The 19,855-nt window shown below is 60.7% G+C and carries 17 protein-coding genes; 13 read left to right on the top strand and 4 right to left on the bottom strand.

What is annotated here, in order from left to right:
* Positions 1-65: 65 nt before the first annotated feature.
* Positions 66-992, bottom strand: coding sequence for a serine O-acetyltransferase EpsC (gene epsC, locus BSF40_RS06530; RefSeq protein WP_007972891.1), 927 nt, complete (start codon positions 990-992; stop codon positions 66-68).
* Positions 993-1,182: 190 nt separating this feature from the next.
* Between epsC and BSF40_RS06525 the strand changes: the two genes are divergently transcribed.
* From BSF40_RS06525 to BSF40_RS06460, 13 genes are all read left to right on the top strand, one after another.
* Positions 1,183-2,175, top strand: coding sequence for a D-cysteine desulfhydrase (locus BSF40_RS06525; RefSeq protein ID WP_095964503.1), 993 nt, complete (start codon positions 1,183-1,185; stop codon positions 2,173-2,175).
* A 301-nt stretch (positions 2,176-2,476) separates the two neighbouring features.
* Complete coding sequence (tcyJ, locus tag BSF40_RS06520) at positions 2,477-3,277, top strand: cystine ABC transporter substrate-binding protein (RefSeq protein ID WP_095964502.1); 801 nt, start codon at positions 2,477-2,479, stop codon at positions 3,275-3,277.
* A complete protein-coding gene (tcyL, locus tag BSF40_RS06515; protein WP_007972897.1) occupies positions 3,277-3,942 on the top strand; it encodes a cystine ABC transporter permease in 666 nt (221 codons plus the stop codon). The genes tcyJ and tcyL overlap by 1 nt, the downstream gene beginning before the upstream one ends.
* Positions 3,943-3,946: 4 nt before the next feature.
* Complete coding sequence (gene tcyN / locus BSF40_RS06510) at positions 3,947-4,702, top strand: L-cystine ABC transporter ATP-binding protein TcyN (protein WP_007972898.1); 756 nt, start codon at positions 3,947-3,949, stop codon at positions 4,700-4,702.
* A gap of 480 nt (positions 4,703-5,182) precedes the next feature.
* Positions 5,183-5,956: a hypothetical protein gene (locus tag BSF40_RS06505; RefSeq protein ID WP_095964501.1), complete on the top strand. Its 774-nt coding sequence runs from the start codon at positions 5,183-5,185 to the stop codon at positions 5,954-5,956.
* Positions 5,957-6,328: 372 nt separating this feature from the next.
* On the top strand, positions 6,329-7,561 hold the full coding sequence (locus BSF40_RS06500) for an SfnB family sulfur acquisition oxidoreductase (RefSeq protein WP_095964500.1): 1,233 nt from the start codon (positions 6,329-6,331) through the stop codon (positions 7,559-7,561).
* 23 nt (positions 7,562-7,584) lie between these two features.
* Positions 7,585-8,778 (top strand): SfnB family sulfur acquisition oxidoreductase, encoded by a 1,194-nt coding sequence (locus BSF40_RS06495; protein WP_095964499.1) that lies wholly within the window; start codon positions 7,585-7,587, stop codon positions 8,776-8,778.
* Positions 8,779-10,131, top strand: a complete 1,353-nt coding sequence (locus BSF40_RS06490; protein ID WP_095964498.1) for an LLM class flavin-dependent oxidoreductase — start codon at positions 8,779-8,781, stop codon at positions 10,129-10,131. It abuts the gene before it with no gap.
* Between the two features lie 119 nt (positions 10,132-10,250).
* A complete protein-coding gene (locus BSF40_RS06485; RefSeq protein ID WP_095964497.1) occupies positions 10,251-11,060 on the top strand; it encodes a MetQ/NlpA family ABC transporter substrate-binding protein in 810 nt (269 codons plus the stop codon).
* Positions 11,061-11,062: 2 nt separating this feature from the next.
* Complete coding sequence (locus BSF40_RS06480; RefSeq protein ID WP_095964496.1) at positions 11,063-12,184, top strand: methionine ABC transporter ATP-binding protein; 1,122 nt, start codon at positions 11,063-11,065, stop codon at positions 12,182-12,184.
* Positions 12,174-12,818 (top strand): methionine ABC transporter permease, encoded by a 645-nt coding sequence (locus BSF40_RS06475; protein ID WP_007972909.1) that lies wholly within the window; start codon positions 12,174-12,176, stop codon positions 12,816-12,818. The genes BSF40_RS06480 and BSF40_RS06475 overlap by 11 nt, the downstream gene beginning before the upstream one ends.
* A 467-nt stretch (positions 12,819-13,285) precedes the next feature.
* Positions 13,286-13,627 carry a DUF6124 family protein gene (locus BSF40_RS06465; protein WP_095964495.1) on the top strand — a complete coding sequence of 114 codons (342 nt, stop codon included), beginning with the start codon at positions 13,286-13,288 and terminating at the stop codon, positions 13,625-13,627.
* 197 nt (positions 13,628-13,824) lie between these two features.
* The gene (locus BSF40_RS06460) at positions 13,825-14,451 is read left to right on the top strand and encodes a bifunctional 2-polyprenyl-6-hydroxyphenol methylase/3-demethylubiquinol 3-O-methyltransferase UbiG (protein WP_095964494.1); all 627 of its coding nucleotides are present in this window, start codon (positions 13,825-13,827) and stop codon (positions 14,449-14,451) included.
* A 134-nt stretch (positions 14,452-14,585) separates the two neighbouring features.
* Here the strand turns inward: BSF40_RS06460 and BSF40_RS06455 are convergent, their stop codons facing one another.
* Genes BSF40_RS06455 through BSF40_RS06445 form a run of 3 tightly spaced genes read right to left on the bottom strand, consistent with a single transcriptional unit; the run spans position 14,586 to position 19,797 of the window.
* The gene (locus tag BSF40_RS06455) at positions 14,586-17,636 is read right to left on the bottom strand and encodes an efflux RND transporter permease subunit (RefSeq protein WP_095964493.1); all 3,051 of its coding nucleotides are present in this window, start codon (positions 17,634-17,636) and stop codon (positions 14,586-14,588) included.
* Positions 17,633-18,697, bottom strand: a complete 1,065-nt coding sequence (locus BSF40_RS06450) for an efflux RND transporter periplasmic adaptor subunit (protein ID WP_095964492.1) — start codon at positions 18,695-18,697, stop codon at positions 17,633-17,635. The genes BSF40_RS06455 and BSF40_RS06450 overlap by 4 nt, the downstream gene beginning before the upstream one ends.
* Positions 18,694-19,797, bottom strand: a complete 1,104-nt coding sequence (locus tag BSF40_RS06445; RefSeq protein ID WP_095964491.1) for an efflux RND transporter periplasmic adaptor subunit — start codon at positions 19,795-19,797, stop codon at positions 18,694-18,696. The genes BSF40_RS06450 and BSF40_RS06445 overlap by 4 nt, the downstream gene beginning before the upstream one ends.
* Positions 19,798-19,855 lie beyond the last annotated feature (58 nt).

Here is a 19,855-nt window from a genome sequence, read left to right as displayed (position 1 = left end):
GAGCGAGCTTGCTCCGGGCGGCGTTCCGACGATGAGGCCAGACCAGTCAAAGAAGATTCTGGAGCCTACTTCTGCGCCCCATCTTCATGCTGCAGATTTGCCTGGGTCAGGTTGCTGCCCGCCGGCACGCTGCGGGTCAACCAGACGTTGCCGCCAATGGTCGAACCCTGGCCGATGGTAATCCGCCCCAGAATCGTCGCCCCGGCATAAATCACCACGTCATCCTCGACAATCGGATGCCGAGGCTGGCCTTTCTGCAACTGACCGTCTTCGTCCGCCGGGAAGCGCTTGGCGCCCAGGGTCACGGCCTGATAAATCCGCACGCGCTCGCCGATGATCGCGGTTTCGCCGATCACCACGCCGGTGCCGTGGTCGATGAAGAAACTGCGGCCGATCTGCGCGCCGGGGTGAATGTCGATGCCCGTGGCCGAATGGGCGATTTCCGCGCTGATCCGCGCCAGCAACGGCAGCCCGGCACGGTACAAATGGTGGGCCAGCCGATGGTGAATCACCGCCAGGATCCCCGGGTAGCACAGCAGCACTTCATCGACACTGCGCGCCGCCGGGTCGCCGTGATAGGCCGCCAGTACGTCGGTGTCCAACAGGCTGCGCAACCCCGGCAGGGCGAGGGCGAAGTCCTGGATGATCTGGATGGTCTTGGCTTCGACTTCGGTATCGGCCTGGGCACTGTGGCGCGCGGCATAGCGCAATTCGAGTCGCGCCTGGGCCAACAGCGCATTCAACGCCACATCCAGCGTGTGACCGACGTAGAAATCTTCACTCTCTTCGCGCAAGTCAACCGGCCCCAGGCGCATCGGGAACAGCGCACCGCACAAGGCTTCGAGAATCTCTGCCATGGCCGCCCGGGAGGGCAGCTCGCGACCGCCCTGCTCGGTACTGGCCCGGCCATTTTGCGCTCGCCACTGCTCACGCGCGGTGCGCAGCTGGCTGACGATGGTCTGCAATTGCCAATGGCTGGAACGCTCACTCACGGTAAAAACTCCTCACGGGCGGCCGGACTGTCTGGCCGCACTGACGGCGATTACTTTACGGCAAGGGCAGTGGGGCAAATTAAGAACCAATAATGCTGTGCTCATTACGATTAGCTATAAGCAATTGACGGTTGCCCAGCCTTTTTCGCGTGCCTATAGTCCTGAGATCTTCCACGGCCAGTACGGACCCATGATCAAACAACAGCTCGCCCGCTTTAACCGCCTCGACCTGCTCGGTCAACCCACCGCCCTGGAAAAACTCGAACGCCTGTCGACCTGGCTGGGTCGCGACCTGTACGTCAAACGCGATGACCTGACGCCGCTGGCAATGGGCGGCAACAAGCTGCGCAAACTCGAATACCTGGCCGCCGATGCGCTGGCCCAGGGTGCCGACACCTTGATCACCGCCGGCGCGCTGCAATCGAACCACGTGCGCCAGACGGCCGCCATTGCGGCGAAACTGGGTCTGGGCTGCGTAGCCCTTCTGGAAAACCCACTCGGCACCGATGACAACAATTACACCGGCAACGGCAACCGCCTGCTGCTCGACCTGTTCGATGCCAAGGTCGAACTGGTGGAAAACCTCGACAACGCCGACGAACAACTGCAGGCACTGGCCGACAGACTGCGCAGCAACGGCAAGAAGCCGTACCTGGTACCGATCGGAGGCTCCAACGCGCTGGGCGCCCTCGGCTACGTACGTGCCGGGCTGGAACTGGCCGAACAGATCAAGGACACCGGCCTGACGTTCGCCGCCGTGGTCCTGGCCTCGGGCAGTGCCGGTACCCACAGTGGTCTGGCACTGGCCTTGAGTGAAGCACTGCCGGATCTGCCAGTGATCGGCGTGACGGTCTCGCGCAGCGATGAAGACCAGCGGCCAAAGGTTCAAGGCCTGGCTGAACGCACTGCCGAACTGCTGGGTGTGAGCTTGCCGGATGCTTTCAAGGTCGAGTTGTGGGACGAATACTTCGCCCCGCGTTATGGCGAGCCGAATGCCGGAACACTGGCGGCGGTGAAGCTGCTGGCGAGTCAGGAAGGCTTGCTGCTGGACCCGGTCTACACTGGCAAGGCCATGGCAGGCCTGCTGGACGGGATCGGGCGTCAGCGTTTCGACGAAGGTCCGATTATCTTCCTGCACACTGGTGGGGCGCCGGCGTTGTTTGCCTATAAGGATTTTCTGTAGGAGCGAGCTTGCTCGCGATGGACGACAGGGCACCGCGGGGTGTCAGGTTGCCCGCGTTATCGTTGACGACCATCGCGAGCAAGCTCGCTCCTACAGTAAAAAACGCAAGTTATTCAAAAATGGAATAACCAGAAGAATAACTATTATTTTCCAATCTAAAAACGCCATCATATAGTCATGCTACAGGCGAATTTCCCGAGAGACGCATACGCTGCTTTAAGGCAGGATAGCGCTGTCGCTGAATTCCCGAATTTGCCAACTTTCCTAAAGCGTCTTCCATAAGAAAACACAGGGGCTTGTCATGAATTTTTCCGCACTACGTCGCAATCTGCTGGTGGGCTCGCTGGGCCTGGCACTGAGCGCCGGCCTGATTGGCCAAGCCGTTGCCGGTGAGCAACTGCAAAAAATCAAGGACGCCGGCGTGATCAACGTTGGCCTGGAAGGCACTTACCCACCGTTCAGTTTCGTCGATGCCGACGGCAAACTGACCGGCTTCGAAGTCGAGTTCTCCGAAGCCCTGGCCAAAGAACTGGGCGTCAAGGTCAAACTGCAACCAACCAAATGGGATGGCATCCTCGCGGCCCTGGAATCCAAGCGCCTGGACGCAGTGATCAACCAGGTGACCATCTCCGAAGAGCGCAAGAAGAAGTATGACTTCTCCGAGCCTTACACCGTTTCCGGTATCCAGGCGCTGGTGCTGACCAAGAAGGCCGCCGAGCTGAACATCAAGACCGCTGCCGACCTGGGTGGCAAGAAAGTCGGTGTAGGCTTGGGCACCAACTACGAAGAGTGGGTGAAAACCAATGTGCCGACCGCTGACATCCGCACCTATGAAGATGATCCGACCAAGTTCCAGGACCTGCGTGTCGGCCGTATCGACGCCATTCTGATCGACCGCCTGGCCGCGCTGGAATACGCCAAGAAAGCCAAGGACACCACCGCCGCCGGTGACGCGTTCTCCCGTCAGGAAGCCGGCATTGCCCTGCGCAAAGGCGAGCCTGAACTGCTGGCCGCGGTGAACAAGGCAATCGACAAGCTGCGCGCCGATGGCACCCTGAAAAAGCTCTCGGAAAAATACTTCAACGCTGACGTCACTCAATAATGGAAGAAGCTTTCCAACTCGCACTGGACTCCGTGCCCTTTCTGCTCAAGGGCGCGTACTACACGGTCATCCTCAGCCTGGGCGGGATGTTCTTCGGCCTGGTGATGGGGTTCGGCCTGGCGCTGATGCGCCTGTCGCGCTTCAAACTGGTGAGCTGGATCGCCCGCATCTACGTGTCGTTCTTTCGCGGCACGCCGTTGCTGGTGCAACTGTTCGTGATCTACTACGGCTTGCCGCAATTGGGTCTGGAACTTGATCCGCTGCCGGCGGCCCTGATCGGCTTCTCGCTGAACATGGCCGCCTACGCCTGCGAAATCCTGCGTGCCGCGATCAGCTCCATTGAGCGCGGCCAGTGGGAAGCAGCCGCCAGTATCGGCATGACCCGCGCACAGACCCTGCGCCGGGCCATCCTGCCGCAGGCCATGCGCACCGCATTGCCACCGCTGGGCAACAGCTTCATCTCGCTGGTCAAGGACACGGCGCTGGCCGCTACCATCCAGGTGCCGGAGCTGTTCCGTCAGGCACAACTGATCACCGCCCGTACCTTCGAAATCTTCACCATGTATCTTGCCGCCGCACTGATCTACTGGGTCCTGGCCACGGTGCTGTCGCACCTGCAGAACCAGTTGGAAGCGCGGGTCAATCGGCACGACCAGGAGTCCTGACCCAATGATTGTCGTGGAAAAACTGACAAAGCAGTTCAAGGGTCAAGTCGTGCTCAATGGCATCGATCTTGAGGTCAAGGAAGGCGAGGTGGTCGCGATTATCGGCCCCAGCGGTTCGGGCAAGACCACCTTCCTGCGCTGCCTGAATTTCCTGGAAGAACCCACCAGCGGCCGAATCAAGGTCGGCGATATCGAGATCGATACCAGCCGTCCCCTGAACCAGCAGCAGAGCCTGGTGCGACGTTTGCGCCAGCACGTGGGCTTCGTGTTCCAGAACTTCAACCTGTTCCCCCATCGCACCGCCCTGGAAAACGTCATCGAAGGCCCGATCGTGGTCAAGAAGACCCCGCACGCCGATGCTGTAGCCCTGGGTAAAAAACTCTTGGCCAAGGTCGGTCTGGCGGGCAAGGAGGACGCTTACCCGCGTCGCCTCTCCGGTGGCCAGCAACAGCGCGTGGCGATTGCCCGGGCGCTGGCAATGGAGCCCGAAGTGATCCTGTTCGATGAGCCGACCTCGGCCCTCGACCCGGAACTGGTGGGCGAGGTATTGGCGACCATCCGTGGCCTGGCCGAAGAGAAACGCACCATGGTGATCGTCACCCACGAGATGGGTTTTGCCCGGGACGTGGCCAACCGTGTGGTGTTTTTCGACAAGGGCGTGATCGTCGAACAAGGCGAAGCGAAGGCGTTGTTTGCCAATCCGAAAGAAGAGCGAACTCGGCAATTCCTGAGCAAATTCCTGAATAACGCTCACAACTAATAACCCTGCGCAACAACGGCAAACTTCCATGGATGGAAGTGACACCCCTCGAAAAACCCTTCATTAATACCAAACCAAATCCATCTATTAAACATGCATATCCTGTACGCGTGCACGGTACAAATATATGCATCACGATAATTAAGCAATGCCAATTCAACCAGATCCCATGTCGTAAGACGTGCCCACGACCTGCACCAATTCGCCCATATTTCCGCGCTTTCAGCAGAAAAATTCGACGCACAGACATGGTTTACTTACTTGGAACCGTAGGAACTTTCTGAATAGCATCACACACCACCCATAACTAACAATTCTTATTGACACCTGATCTCTCTGACTCTTATCTAGTCTCCAACCAGCAATTCCAATCTCATTTAAATCATTATTTCCAATCAAAATAATGAATGGTTTTTCTGTTCGATTATTGGTTTTGATATTCCAGAAACGGACTTCGTTGCAAGACTTCAAGGAGACTTCATGAATAGCACCTCGAACAAATCCGGGCTTGCAGCCCCGACCCTGGCGCAATCCAACAAGGCCGGCATCAACGTCACCTGCGCGGCGCACCTGCTGATCGATGTGGCGCCCTACCCCGCCATGGACGCAGGAGACCTGATCGAACTGTTCTGGGACAACTGCTACGTGGCCTCCCGCGTGCTGACGGCCAGCGATGTCGGCCGACCGGTGCAGTTGCGAGTGCCTGAGAGTTTTGTCGCCAACGGTACCTCGCGCATTCACTACCGGGTCATGCAGATTGGCCGGGGCCCGGCGGTATCGGCCAGCCAAAACGTGCAGATCAAACTCGACTGTCCAGGCGGCCAACCCTCGGCGCTGTGCGGCGATGAAAACCAGTGCCTGGCACCGGTGAGCATTCCCGAGGCGATTTGCCGTCAGGGGGTCAATCCGAGCCAGGTCAAACGCGGTGTTCCCTTGACCATCGAGCCGTACCTGAACATGGCCGTCGACGACGAGATCACCCTGCGTTGGGGCGATGTGCGCCTGGATCTGCCACCGCTCAAGTCCGCCGATGTAGGCCAGCCGATCCAGGTCTGGATACCGCCGGCCATCATCCTCGAAGCCGGCGAAGATCTGCGGCTGGAAGTGACGTACTGCATTCTCGACAGGGTGGGCAACAACTCCCGCTGGGCACCGGCCCGCACGCTGAAGATCGGTTGCGCCAATCCTTATCTGAAAGTCCCGAAGAAACAGCACCTCAAGGCCGCTGAACCCTGCAGACAGCGGCGGCAGTGACTGTGCCCATAGTGTTGTTGTGGCGAGGGGGCTTGCCCCCGTTGGACGCGAAGCGTCCCAAAATATGCAACTTCGCTCCATCAGGACATCGCGTAAGCAGGCTTTGCGGCCGCTGCGCGGCCGAACGGGGGCAAGCCCCCTCGCCACAGGGATTGCGCCCCCCACAGAACACCCTTCTATCCATATTCCTAAAAGTTAGTTCATAAAATATTTATACCCGTTTAGGGTATATGAACCGGACCACCGGACATTCTTGTTTTCATGCGCGGCCACAAGCGGCGCTTCCATGAGATGTGAGGTAGGTATGGTCCGGAACACAATCACCCCAGTGCAGATCGCCAGGGCATTGCGAGCAGCCAAGGAGTGGCACTGATGTCCAGTCTGGCAGATGCAATCGTCCAGAGTGACCTGGACATCGCCCCGTTGTTGTTGCCCGCACAAATCTTGCGTAACGACGCCCAAGCCATCAAGGCGGCCCAGGAACTGGCGCACGTTGCGCGCCTGCAAGCGGCCAAACGTGACCAGTTGCGCAAGCTCCCATGGTCTGAAATCGAACTGTTCACCCGCAGCGGCCTGGGCAGCATTTCCATCCCCCGCGAATACGGTGGCCCGCAGGTTTCGTTCGTCACCCTGGCCGAGGTCTTCGCGATCATTTCCGCCGCCGACCCGGCGCTTGGGCAGATCCCGCAAAACCAGTTCGGCATTCTTAACCTGATCCTCGGCAGCGCCACCCAAGCGCAGAAAAGGCAACTGTTCAAAAGCGTCCTGGATGGCTGGCGCATCGGCAATGCCGGGCCGGAACGCGGCACCAAAAATACCCTGGAACTGAAAGCGCGCATCACCGCCGATGGCGTCCTCAACGGCCAGAAGTTCTATTCCACCGGTGCGCTGTTCGCCCATTGGGTCGCGGTCAAGGCATTGAACGGCGACGGCAAACAAGTGCTGGCGTTCATCCGTCGCGGCACGCCGGGATTGCGCATCGTCGATGACTGGTCCGGCTTTGGTCAGCGCACCACCGCCAGCGGCACGATTTTGCTCAACAACGTGCAGGTCGATCCCGAACTGGTGGTGGATAACTGGCGGATCAACGACACGCCGAACATCCAGGGCGCCGTCTCCCAACTGATTCAGGCGGCCATCGACGCCGGTATCGCCCGGGGCGCCATTGACGACGCCATCGACTTCGTGAAAACCCGCGCACGGCCGTGGATCGACGCCAAGGTCGAGCGGGCCAGCGATGACCTGTATGTGATCGCCGATATCGGCAAGCTGAAAATCGAACTGCACGCCGCCGAAGCGCTGCTGCGCAAGGCCGGGCAGGTGCTCGATGAAGTCAGCGCCGCACCGTTCACCGCCGAGTCCGCCGCCCGCGCCTCGATTGCCGTGGCCGAAGCCAAAGTGCTGACCACCGAGATTTCGTTGCTGGCCAGCGAAAAGCTGTTCGAACTGGCCGGCAGCCGCGCCACCCTTGCCGAATTCAACCTCGACCGCCACTGGCGCAATGCCCGGGTGCACACCCTGCACGATCCGGTGCGCTGGAAGTATCACGCCATCGGCGCCTATCGCCTCAACGGCACGCGGCCTAATCGTCATTCCTGGATTTAACGACCAGACATCTGGAGAAGCACATGAGCATTTCTCAACACGTCGCGGTCATCACCAGCGATGAGCAAGCCCTGATTGTCGCCAGCGATCTGGCCGAAGATTTCAAACGTGACAGCGCCACACGCGACCGTGAACGCCGTTTGCCACACCCCGAACTGGAGGTGTTTTCCCGCTCGGGCCTGTGGGGCATCAGCGTGCCAAAGGAATATGGCGGCGCCGGTGTTTCCAACGTCACCCTGGCCAAGGTCATCGCCCTGATCGCCCAGGCCGACGGCTCGCTGGGGCAAATTCCGCAGAACCATTTTTATGCCCTCGAAGTGCTGCGCGTGAACGGCAGCCACGAGCAGAAAAAACGACTTTATGCCGAAGTGCTGGCCGGCCAGCGCTTCGGCAATGCCCTCGCCGAACTCGGCACCAAAACCGCCCACGATCGCATCACCCGCCTGACCCGCGACGGCAGCGGCTATCGCATCAATGGCCGCAAGTTCTACGCCACCGGCGCGATTTACGCCCAGCGCATTCCCACCTCAGTGGTGGATGAAAACGGCGTACAGCAACTGGCGTTCGTCCCGCGCAACAGCAAGGGCCTCACCGTAATTGACGACTGGAGCGGCTTCGGCCAGCGCACCACTGGCAGCGGTTCGGTGGTGTTCGAAGATGTCTACGTCGAGGCCGAAGATGTCATCCCCTTTCAAAGCGCCTTCGAACGCCCGACTCCGGTCGGCCCGCTGGCGCAGATTCTCCATGCGGCCATCGACACCGGCATCGCCCGCGCTGCGTATGAGGATGCGCTGCACTTCGTGCGCAGCAAAACCCGGCCATGGATCGACGCCACCCACGAAAAAGCCACGGACGATCCACTGATCCTCAAGAGCTTCGGCCACCTGAGCACTCGCCTGCACGCCGCCGAGGCACTGCTGGAGCGTGCCGGTGAATACCTCGACAAGGCCCAGGCCGACACCCAGGCCGAGACCGTCGCAGCCGCATCGATTGCCGTCGCCGAAGCCCGCGCCCTGAGCACCGAAATCTCCCTGGCCGCCGGCAGCACGCTGTTCGAACTGGCCGGCAGCCAGGCGACCTTGATCGAACACGGTCTCGACCGCCACTGGCGCAACGCCCGGGTGCACACCCTGCACGACCCGGTGCGCTGGAAGTACCACGCCGTGGGCAACTACTACCTCAACGATGAAAACCCGCCACTGCGGGGGACCATCTGAATGGCTAAAAAGAAGATCCTGCTCAATGCCTTCAACATGAACTGCATCGGGCACATCAACCACGGTTTGTGGACGCACCCGCGCGACACGTCCACCCGTTACAACACGATCGAATACTGGACCGAACTGGCGCAATTGCTCGAGCGCGGGCTGTTCGACGGCCTGTTCATCGCCGACATCGTCGGGGTCTACGACGTCTACCAGAGTTCGGTGGACGTGCCGTTGAAAGAGTCGATCCAGCTGCCGGTCAACGACCCGCTGTTGCTGGTGTCGGCCATGGCCGCGGTGACGAAAAACCTCGGTTTCGGCCTGACCGCCAACCTCACCTACGAAGCGCCGTACCTGTTCGCCCGACGCCTGTCGACGCTGGATCACCTCAGCCGTGGCCGGGTCGGCTGGAACATCGTCACCGGCTACCTCGACAGCGCCGCCAAGGCCATGGGCCTGCGCGAACAGGTCGAGCATGACCGTCGTTATGACCAGGCCGACGAGTACCTGGAGGTGCTCTACAAACTCCTGGAAGGCAGCTGGGAAAGCGGCGCGGTGCTGAACGATCCACAGCAGCGGATCTATGCGCAGCCTGAGAAAGTGCACAAGGTCGAGCACAAGGGCGAGTTCTATCAGGTCGAAGGCTATCACCTCTGCGAACCCTCGCCGCAACGCACACCGGTGCTGTTCCAGGCCGGCAGTTCGGATCGCGGCTTGCTGTTCGCCGGGCGACATGCCGAGTGCGTGTTCATCAGCGGCCAGAACAAGCCATCGACCAAGGCTCAGGTGGACAAGGTCCGTGCCAGCGCCGTCGAAGCCGGGCGCAACCCCGAGGACATCAAGGTGTTCATGGGCCTGAATGTGATCGTCGGCGCCACCGAAGAGCTGGCCTGGACCAAACACGCCGAATACCTGAGCTACGCCAGTGCCGAGGCCGGCGTGGCGCACTTTTCGGCGTCCACCGGGATCGATTTTTCCCACTATGAAATCGACGAGCCGATCCAGTACGTGAAGAGCAACGCGATCCAGTCCGCCACCAAGCACCTGCAAAACAACGACTGGACCCGGCGCAAATTGCTCGAACAACACGCCCTCGGCGGTCGCTACATCACCGTGGTCGGCTCACCGCAGCAAGTGGCGGATGAGCTGGAATCCTGGATCGCCGAAACCGGGCTGGATGGCTTCAACCTGACCCGCATCGTCACACCGGAAAGCTATGAGGATTTCATTGAGCTGGTGATTCCCGAGTTGCAGCGGCGGGGGTCGTACAAGACGGCTTATGACGATGGGACCTTGCGCGAAAAGCTGTTTCAGCAGGAGGCGCATCTGCCTGAGCAACATACGGGCTCGACTTACCGCCGCTAAAAGCTTCGCGAGCAAGCCCGCTCCCACAGGGGAATGCATTCCAAATGTGGGAGCGGGCTTGCTCGCGAAGAGGCCCGACCAAACAACACAAACCTTATGCACTGACTGGATAACTCATCATGAAAAAGCACTACCTCTCTCACCCAGTCAAAGCACTGGCCCTGGCCCTCGGCCTGTTCAGCTCTGCAGTTTTCGCCGCCGACGCGCCGCTGAAAATCGGCACCACCGCTGCCTTCGCCATTCCCCTTGAAGCGGCTGTCGAAGAGGCCTCCAGACAAGGCCTGAAAGTCGAACTGGTGGAGTTCAGCGACTGGATCGCACCAAACGTCAGCCTCGCCGCCGGCGACATCGACGTGAACTACTTCCAGCACATCCCGTTCCTGGAAAACGCCAAGGCCGCCTCGGGTTTCGACCTGGTGCCGTTCGCGCCGGGGATCATCAACAACGTCGGCCTCTACTCGAAGAAATACAAAAGCTTCGACGAACTGCCGCAAGGCGCCAGCGTGGCCATCGCCAACGACCCGATCAACAGCGGTCGAGGCTTGCAACTGCTGGCCAAGGCCGGCCTGATCACCCTCAAGCCCGGCGTCGGCTACAAGGCCACCGAAGAAGACATCATCGCCAACCCGAAGAACATCAAGATCCTCCAGGTCGAAGCCGTGCAACTGGTGCGCGCCTATGACGATGCCGATCTGGTGCAGGGCTACCCGGCCTATATTCGCTTGTCGAAAACCTTCGACGCGGGCTCCGCGCTGCTGTTCGACGGCCTCGATCACAAGGAGTACGTGATTCAGTTCGTGATCCAGCCGAAGAGCAAAACCGACCCGCGCCTGATCAAGTTCGTCGACATCTACCAGCACTCACCCGCGGTGCGCGCCGCACTGGATAAGGCCCACGGCAAGCTCTATCAAGCCGGTTGGGAAAGCTGAACATGACCGCTGCCATCCAACGGCGACTGGAGATTCCAGAGCCGCAAAGCGCCGAGCGCACCGAGCTGCATCCCGAACTCAACCATGCCCACGTGCGCTTCATCGGCCTGGGCAAAACCTACAACGGCCAGCAAGGCCCGGTGGCCGCGTTGCACGGCATCGACCTGGCGATCCAGCGCGGCGAAGTGTTCGGCATCATCGGCCGCAGCGGCGCTGGCAAGTCGTCGCTGATTCGCACCATCAATCGCCTGGAGCAACCGAGCAGCGGTCGGGTACTGATCGATCAGGTCGACATCGGCGAATTCGACGAAGACCGCCTGGTGGCGCTGCGTCGGCGCATCGGCATGATCTTCCAGCACTTCAACCTGATGTCGGCCAAGACCGTTTGGCAGAACGTCGAGTTGCCGCTGAAAGTCGCCGGCGTGCCCAAGGAACAACGCGAGCAAAAGGTCCGTGAGCTGCTGGAACTGGTCGGCTTGCAGGCCAAACACAAGGCTTACCCGGCGCAGTTGTCCGGCGGGCAGAAACAGCGCGTGGGCATCGCCCGGGCGCTGGTGCATGACCCGCAAATTCTGCTGTGCGACGAAGCCACCTCGGCACTGGACCCGGAGACCACGCAATCGATCCTCGGCCTGTTGCGCGAGATCAATCAACGCCTGGGCCTGACCATTGTGCTGATCACCCACGAGATGGCGGTGATCCGCGAGATCTGTGATCGCGTAGTGGTCCTCGAACACGGGCGGATCGTCGAGCAAGGGCCGGTGTGGGAAGTCTTCGGCAATCCGCAACATGAGGTCAGCAAGACGTTGCTGGCGCCGTTGCAACACGCATTGCCGCAAGAGCTGCAAAGCCGTTTGCAGCCGCAATCGAACGCCCCGGATGCCGCCGTGGTCCTGCGCTTGCAGTTCACCGGCAGCCGACGCGAGGAGCCGGATCTGGCGGCACTGTTCAGCGCCCTCGGAGGCCGCGTGCGATTGCTGCAAGGCGGCGTGGAACGGATCCAGGGCCATGCCCTCGGGCAACTGCTGTTGGCGGTGACGGGCTCACCCCTCGGTGCCGAAGAATTGCGTCAACGCGCCAGCCAATGGGCGCAACAGGTGGAGGTGCTGGGTTATGTGGTTTGATCGCTTGTTGCAGGGTTTTATCGACACATTTCTGATGGTCGGCGTGTCGTCGCTGATCGCGCTGTTGGCGGGCATCCCACTGGCGGTGATCCTGGTCACCAGCTCCAAGGGTGGCATCTACGAAGCCCCGGCGCTGAACCGTGCACTGGGCGCGTTCGTGAACCTGTTTCGCTCGGTTCCTTTCCTGATTTTGATGGTGGCGCTGATTCCATTCACCCGGCTCATCGTCGGCACCACGTATGGCGTTTGGGCGGCCGTGGTGCCGTTGACCATCGCAGCCACGCCGTTCTTTGCGCGCATTGCCGAGGTCAGTTTGCGCGAGGTCGATCATGGGTTGATCGAAGCGGCGCAAGCCATGGGCTGCCGGCGCTGGCACATCGTCTGGCATGTGTTGTTGCCGGAAGCACTGCCGGGGATTGTCGGCGGGTTCACCATCACCCTGGTGACGATGATCAACTCCTCGGCCATGGCTGGGGCGATTGGCGCGGGCGGGTTGGGGGATATTGCCTATCGGTATGGGTATCAGCGGTTTGATAGCCAGATCATGCTGACGGTGATTGTGCTGCTGGTGGCGTTGGTGGCGGTGATTCAGTTGGGCGGGGATCGGTTGGCTCGGGGCCTCAACAAGCGGTAGCCCTGTAGGAGCGAGCTTGCTCGCGATGGAGGTCAACGATAACGCGGGAAACCTGATTCCCCACGGCGCCCTCAGGTCTTTCGCGAGCAAGCTCGCTCCTACACGAGTGGCGACCCTGGCGATATTTCGTACAAAAAATCAGCGCTTCCGAAGGCCCGTTCCCTTTCCTTTGCAGGACATTTCCTAGATCATTTCGCTCGCTTGCGCCTGCCAAATCCGGTGGCTAGTCTCGGTCCGTCACTGCTCATCAGTGATCGGGTTTAGTAGCCCGGAACAATAGGCGCATAGCAATTCCATGCTCATGTCCGGCAAATTTTGCCGCATGCAGAATATGGTGGCTGTGCGTGGGGCACCTTCGGGTGCACCGGTTTTCCTATTGACCGGCCTACTAACCTGCGTACAGCCGCCACCCAATCGTTTAGTAGGCGATAAGTGATGGCTCCCATGCAGCAATAGGAGTAACACTCATGGAAAAATCCGTTCCAGATCCACCCCCAGAAACCTCCACCGAAGACCCGCTCAGGGATCGCTCAGCGCTCTACCGCGCCATCGATTTCCACCTCACCGGCAAGCAACCCGCACCACCTGATGAAATGCGCTTCTACAACGTCAGCAAGGATGTGAGCTTCGAGGACACCCAACTCTATGTCGCCGATCTGCTGCGCTGTGCTTCGGTCACGGCGTATCAGTGTGGCGACCAGCTCAAGGGTGCCGACCGGGCGATGGTGTACTCGATCTGGCATTTGCTGGAGATTGCCAAGGCGATGGTGGATCACTCCATTGAGGGTTTGGGGATGAAAAAAAGCTGAGCCAGGCTTTAGTAATCCGTTGTCAGTGATGCAGCTTTCGCGAGCAAGCCCGCTCCCACACTTGGTCTCTGGCGAACACAAACCATTTGTTCGACGCGGTTAAGTGTGGGAGCGGGCTTGCTCGCGAATGGCTGCGAAGCAGCCCCCAACTTGATGGCGTATATTGGCCAAATCTCAATTGCCCGCGCAGCCCGACGATGAAACAGACGCCCGACGACCTCGAACAGATCACCGCCACCACCCTGGGCCATTACAACGCAGTGGCCGAAGACTTCCGTGAAGGCACGCGCGATCACGACGTCAGCCAGAACATCGATGCCCTGTTGCGGCATATTCAGGGCGATGCGCCCTTCGACATTCTCGATTTTGGCTGCGGACCGGGTCGTGATTTGCAGACGTTCACCCGCATGGGCCACACAGCCGTCGGCCTCGACGGTTCGGAAAAATTCGCGCAGATGGCCCGGGACGACAGCGGTTGCGAGGTGTGGCAACAGGACTTCCTGAAGCTTGATCTGCCGGCCGAGCGTTTCGACGGGATCTTTGCCAATGCGGTGCTGTTTCATGTTCCGCGTCAGGAGTTGCCACGGGTGTTGAAGCAGTTGTGGGGAACGCTGAAACCGGGTGGAGTGTTGTTCAGTTCCAATCCTCGTGGCGAGAATCAGGAAGGCTGGAACGGGCCGCGTTATGGGTCGTATCACGACCTGGCGGCCTGGCAGCAGTTGCTGATCGAGGCGGGTTTTGTCGAGTTGGAGCATTACTACCGGCCGGCCGGGCTGCCGCGGGAGCAGCAGCCTTGGTTGGCGAGTGTCTGGCGTAAGGTGTAAGCGCTTTAGCCTGAGGTGTCTGTTCTGGCGCTTTCGCGGGCAAGCCCGCTCCCACAGGGAACCGAGTGTTGCTGAACAACTCGGTCAACTGTGGGAGCGGGCTTGCCCGCGAATAGAGCGCGCAGCGCTCGCCTTTACTGCACCTCTTTCTTCGGCTCGCGAATCTTGTACCAGGCCACATACAGCGCCGGCAAAAACAGCAGCGTCAGCAAGGTGGCGATGACGATCCCGCCGATCATCGCGTAGGCCATCGGCCCCCAGAACACTTCCCGGGCAATCGGGATCATCCCCATGCTCGCCGCCGCCGCGGTCAACAGGATCGGACGACGCCGATGCTCGGTGGCCTGCACCACCGCATCCCACGGCGCATAACCCTTCTGCTCGTACTCCTCGATCTGGGTCACCAGGATCACCGAGTTACGGATGATGATACCGATCAACGCGAGGATCCCGAGGATCGCCACGAAGCCCATGGGCGTACCCGTCGGCACCAGCGCGATCACCACGCCGATCAGCCCCAGCGGCGCGACGCTGGCCACCAGGAACAGCTTCTGCACGCTGTGCAGCTGAATCATCAGGAAGGTCGCCATCAGGAACAGCATCAGCGGCACAACCTTGGCAATCGGGCCCTGGGCCTTGCCGCTTTCCTCCACCGTACCACCGGTGGCGACCTTGTAGCCCGCCGGCAGTTTGGCAGCGAACGCGTCGATGGACGGCTTGAGGATTTTCACCAGGTCCGTCGGCTGGATCTCGTCGCGGATCGCCGCCTTGATGGTGATGGTCGGCAGGCGATCGCGACGCCACACCAGCGGTTGCTCCAGTTCGTAGCGCACCGTGGCGAACGCCAGCAGCGGAATCGACGTGCCGTTCGGCGTGACGATTTGCAGGTTCTGCAGGGTTTCCGGCGTTCCGCGCTCGGAATCCACCGCACGACCGACCACGTTGATCAGGTAAATGTCGTCATCGACCTGGGTCACCGACTGGCCGCTGACGATGCCGTTCATCAGGTTGGCCACATCCTCGGAAGACAGCCCCAACTGCCGCGCCTTGTCCTGGGCGATGTCGATGCGCAGCACTTTGCCCGGTTCGTTCCAGTCGTAGATGATCTCGCCCACATGCGGGTTCTTGTCCAGCTCAGTGGCCAGGTCGATGGCATGTCGGCGCACCTGGTCGATGTCCTTGCCGCTGATCCGGTACTGGATCGGACGCCCTACCGGCGGGCCCATTTCCAGTGCCTGGACATAACTGCCGATGCCGACGAAGTCGTTGCGCAAGCGCTCGCGAAGCTTGTGCATCATGGCCTCACGGGTGTGGCCTTTGCTGACGATCACCAACTGCGCGTAGAAGGGGTTCTGCAGTTGCTGGTCCAGTGGCAGATAGAAGCGGATCGCGCCCTGCCCGATGTAGGTGCTCCAGCGCTCGATGTCCGGATCGTCCTTGAGCGTGGCCTCGAGACGATCGACGGCCCGGCGGGTTTCATCGATCGAGGCGTTTTGCGGCAGGTTCAGGTCCACCAGGATTTCAGGGCGGTCCGAAGACGGGAAGAACTGGTTCTGCACAAAGCGCATGCAAAACAGCGCCAGCACAAAACACAGCACCGTAATGCCGATGGCCCACCAGCGATTGCGCATGCACCACAGCAGCCCACCGTTGAACGCCTTGCCGATGCGCCCGGGTTCGCCTTCATGGGGTTTCACCTTGGTGCTGAGAATGTGCACGCCGATCACCGGCGCAAACAGAACCGCCACCACCCACGACACCAGCATCGCACAGGCAATCACCGCAAACAGGGTGTAGGTATATTCACCGGCCGAGCTGGCGTTCAAGCCGATCGGCACGAAGCCCGCCACCGTCACCAGCGTACCGGTGAGCATCGGGAACGCCGTGGAGGTGTAGGCGAAGGTTGCCGCCTGCTCCTTGGTCTCGCCCAATTCCAGCCGCGTGACCATCATCTCCACGGTGATCATCGCATCGTCCACCAGCAGGCCGAGGGCGATGATCAGTGCACCGAGGGAAATCCGCTGCATGGTGATGCCGCTGTACTCCATGAACACGAACACCATCGCCAGCACCAGCGGGATCGAGCAGGCCACCACCAGCCCGGCGCGCACGCCAAGGCTGACGAAGCTGACCAGCAGCACGATCACCACCGCCTCGAACAGCGCGCTGGTAAAGCCGCCGACGGCCTCCTCGACCACCACGGCCTGGTCGGACACGTTGTAAATGCCGACGCCCACCGGCAGGTCGGCGGTCAACTCGTCAATACGGGCGTGCAAGGCCTTGCCGAACGCCTGGACGTTGCCACCCTTCTGCATGGCAATCGCCAGGCCGATGGCCGGTTTGCCGTTGAAGCGGAATTCCGGCGAGGCCGGATCGACGTAGCCGCGGCGGATTTCGGCAATATCGGCCAGGCGATAGTAGCGGTCGTTGAGCTTGAGGTTGACCTCGGCCAGGTCTTTCTCCGAAGCGAACTTCCCTGACGTGCGCACCGAAATCCGCTCCGGCCCGGCCTCGATGACACCCGCCGGGGTCACCGCGTTCTGGGATTGCAGGCTCTGCACCACCTGACGCTCATCGATGCCCAGCGCGGCGAGTTTGCGCGTGGAGAAGTTCAGGTACAGCACTTCGTCCTGCTGGCCGACCATTTCGATCTTGCCCAGCCCCGGCACACCGCGAATCTCCATGCGCGCCTGTTCCACGTAGTCGCGCAACTGACGCAGGGTCAGGCCGTCGGCGGTGAAGGCGTAGATCGACCCGAAGACATCACCGAACTCGTCGTTGAACGATGGCCCCTGTATGCCCTGCGGGAACTGGTATCTGATGTCGTTGATCTTTTTGCGCACCTGGTACCAGATTTCCGGGATGTCCTTGGCACTGGTGGTGTCGCGCAGGTACACGTACACCGTCGATTCGCCGGGGCGCGTGTAGCTTTTCACGTAGTCGAGGGAGTCGAGCTCTTCGAGCTTTTTCTCGATCCGGTCGGTGATCTGCTTGAGGGTTTCCTCCTGGGTCGCCCCCGGCCATTTGCTCTGGATCACCATGGTTTTGATGGTGAACGACGGGTCTTCTTCGCGCCCCAGGTTGAAATACGAGAACACACCCATCAGCAACGCGACGAACATCAGATACCAGATGAACGACTGATGCTTGAGGGCCCATTCCGAGAGGTTGAAAGGCCCTTTCATTGACTGTCCTCGTCGATTTTCACTGGCTGCCCCGGTTTGAGGCTGTTGACACCGGCACTGACCACCCGCTCGCCGCTCTTCACGCCGCCGGCCAGCACCACGGTGCTGTCGGTGCGGCTGATCACAGTGATGTCACGGGGGGAGACGGTTTTACTCTGTGCATCGATCACCCAGATGCGCGGCTTGCCATCGACCTCCTGCAGCGCGGTGACAGGCAACTCGATGCGCGGCTTGACCGCCGAGCTCAGGGTGACGCTGATGGCCGTGCCCAAGCGGAAGCCCTGTGGCGTTTCGGCCAGGGTCAGGCGGGCACGACGGGTGCGTGTCGCGCTTTGAGCCTGGGGTTCGATTTCACGGATGATCGCGGTGGTGTTAATGCTCGGATCCAGTTGTGCTGCGACCTGAAACACCACATCGCTGGGCAACTGATCAACGAGGGTATCGGGCAGGTCGATCACCGCTTCCTTGATGTCCGGTTGCGCCAGGGTTACCACTTGCTGACCCGCCGTCACCACTTGCCCGGCCTCGGCGCTCCATGCGGTGACCACGGCTTTATGGTCGGCGCGCAGTTCGGTGTAGCCCAATTGGTCTTTGCTCTGGCTGACGGCCGCCCGGGCCTGATCGAGGGAGGCCTGGGTGGTTTTCAGGTCCGTGTTGGCCGCGTCGAGTTGCGCTTGCGCGCCGACCCCGCGATCGAACAGGGCTTGTTGACGCTGGGCACTGGCCTTGGCATTGATCAGTTGCGCCTGGATTTTCGCCAGGTCGCCCTGGGCCGAACGCAATTGGTTCTGCTGATCGGAAGGATCGAGGGTGGCGAGCAGCGTCCCCTTTTCCACCTCGGTGCCAACATCGACGTTACGGCTGGCGATCCGCCCGCCCACGCGGAAACCGGTATTGCTTTCATAACGCGCCTGGATGCTGCCGGCGAAGCGGCCCAGGTCCTCTTCGTTCAAGGTCTGGACCTTGATCGACAACACCGGTCGTACCGGTGCCGGCGGTGGTTCGCTTTCGGAACAGGCGCTCAGCACCAGCCCGATGGACAACGCCCATAAAGGCTTCATGGCTTGGCTCCCCACGTCAGATCCTTGTAAGTGTCTTCGGCAATCTCGACGTCCATGTCAGGGTGCAAGAGTTGGCCGCCCGCGATGATGACTTTGTCGCCGTCTTTCAACCCGCCGCTGATGATGACCTTGCCGGTCAGGTAGCGGCCGACTGTGACCGAATGCAACTGGGCCTTGCCCTTGTCGTCGACAATCCAGACAGCGGGTTCACTGATGTTTTTGGTCAGCGCCGACCAAGGCAATTCGATGACCGACTTTCCCGACCCCTTGGCCGTGGCACTCACCACCGAGCCCAATTGCATGCCGTCGGGCAGACTGTTGAGGCCGATCTTGACCTGCACGGTACCGGATTGCGCCGACACCGCCGGGGTGATTTCGCGCACGGTGCCGGTGGTTTTGATCGCCGGGTTGTCGAGCAGGCTCAGGACAATGGTGTCATCGCTCGGCTTCTCGGCCAGCAGGGATTCATAAACGTTGAACACCGCATCGCGGTCGCCGTCACGGGCCAGGCTGAAGATGGGCATCGTCGCCTGAACCACCTGGCCGACCTCCGCCTGGCGCTCGGTAATGATCCCCGGCGCATCGGCGATCAGCGCCGTATAGCTCAACTGATCCTTGGCATTGGCCAACTGCGCCTGGGCAGCGCTCAGGGCGCTCTGGCTGCTGTTCAAAGCGGCCTGGGCCGAGTCATATTCACTCTGGCTGGTATAACCCTTGGGCAGGAGTTTTTGCTGGCGTACGAATGCCGCCGCGTTCTGCTTCACCCGCGCCTGTTCGGCGGCCACTTGCGCCTGGGCCGAGTCGACGTTGCTCTGCAAGTCCTTGGGGTCGAGCCGGGCCAGCACTTGCTTGGCGGTCACTCGATCGCCGACGTCAACCGAACGCTGGATGATCTTGCCACCCACACGGAAAGACAGCTCCGTCTGTATCCGCGCCTGAATATCACCGGTGAGGGTAACCGGGGCCGCGTAGTCCGTCGGCTTGACGACTTGCACGAACACCCGTGGCAGGTATTCCTGTACGGGTTTTTTCTGGTCGCAGGCCGTCAGCAGGGTGACGACGCTCAAGGCCATGACTACTTTGAATCCGGGAACCACCATGCAAACTCCTTGGCCTTTTTCATGTCCAGCACGACAGAGAGCTTAGAACAGGACAGCA

The sequence above is a fragment of the Pseudomonas sp. ACN5 genome (assembly GCF_002303975.1).
Taxonomy (GTDB): Bacteria; Pseudomonadota; Gammaproteobacteria; order Pseudomonadales; family Pseudomonadaceae; genus Aquipseudomonas; species Aquipseudomonas laurylsulfatiphila.
This window is presented reverse-complemented; position numbering and strand designations above follow the sequence as displayed.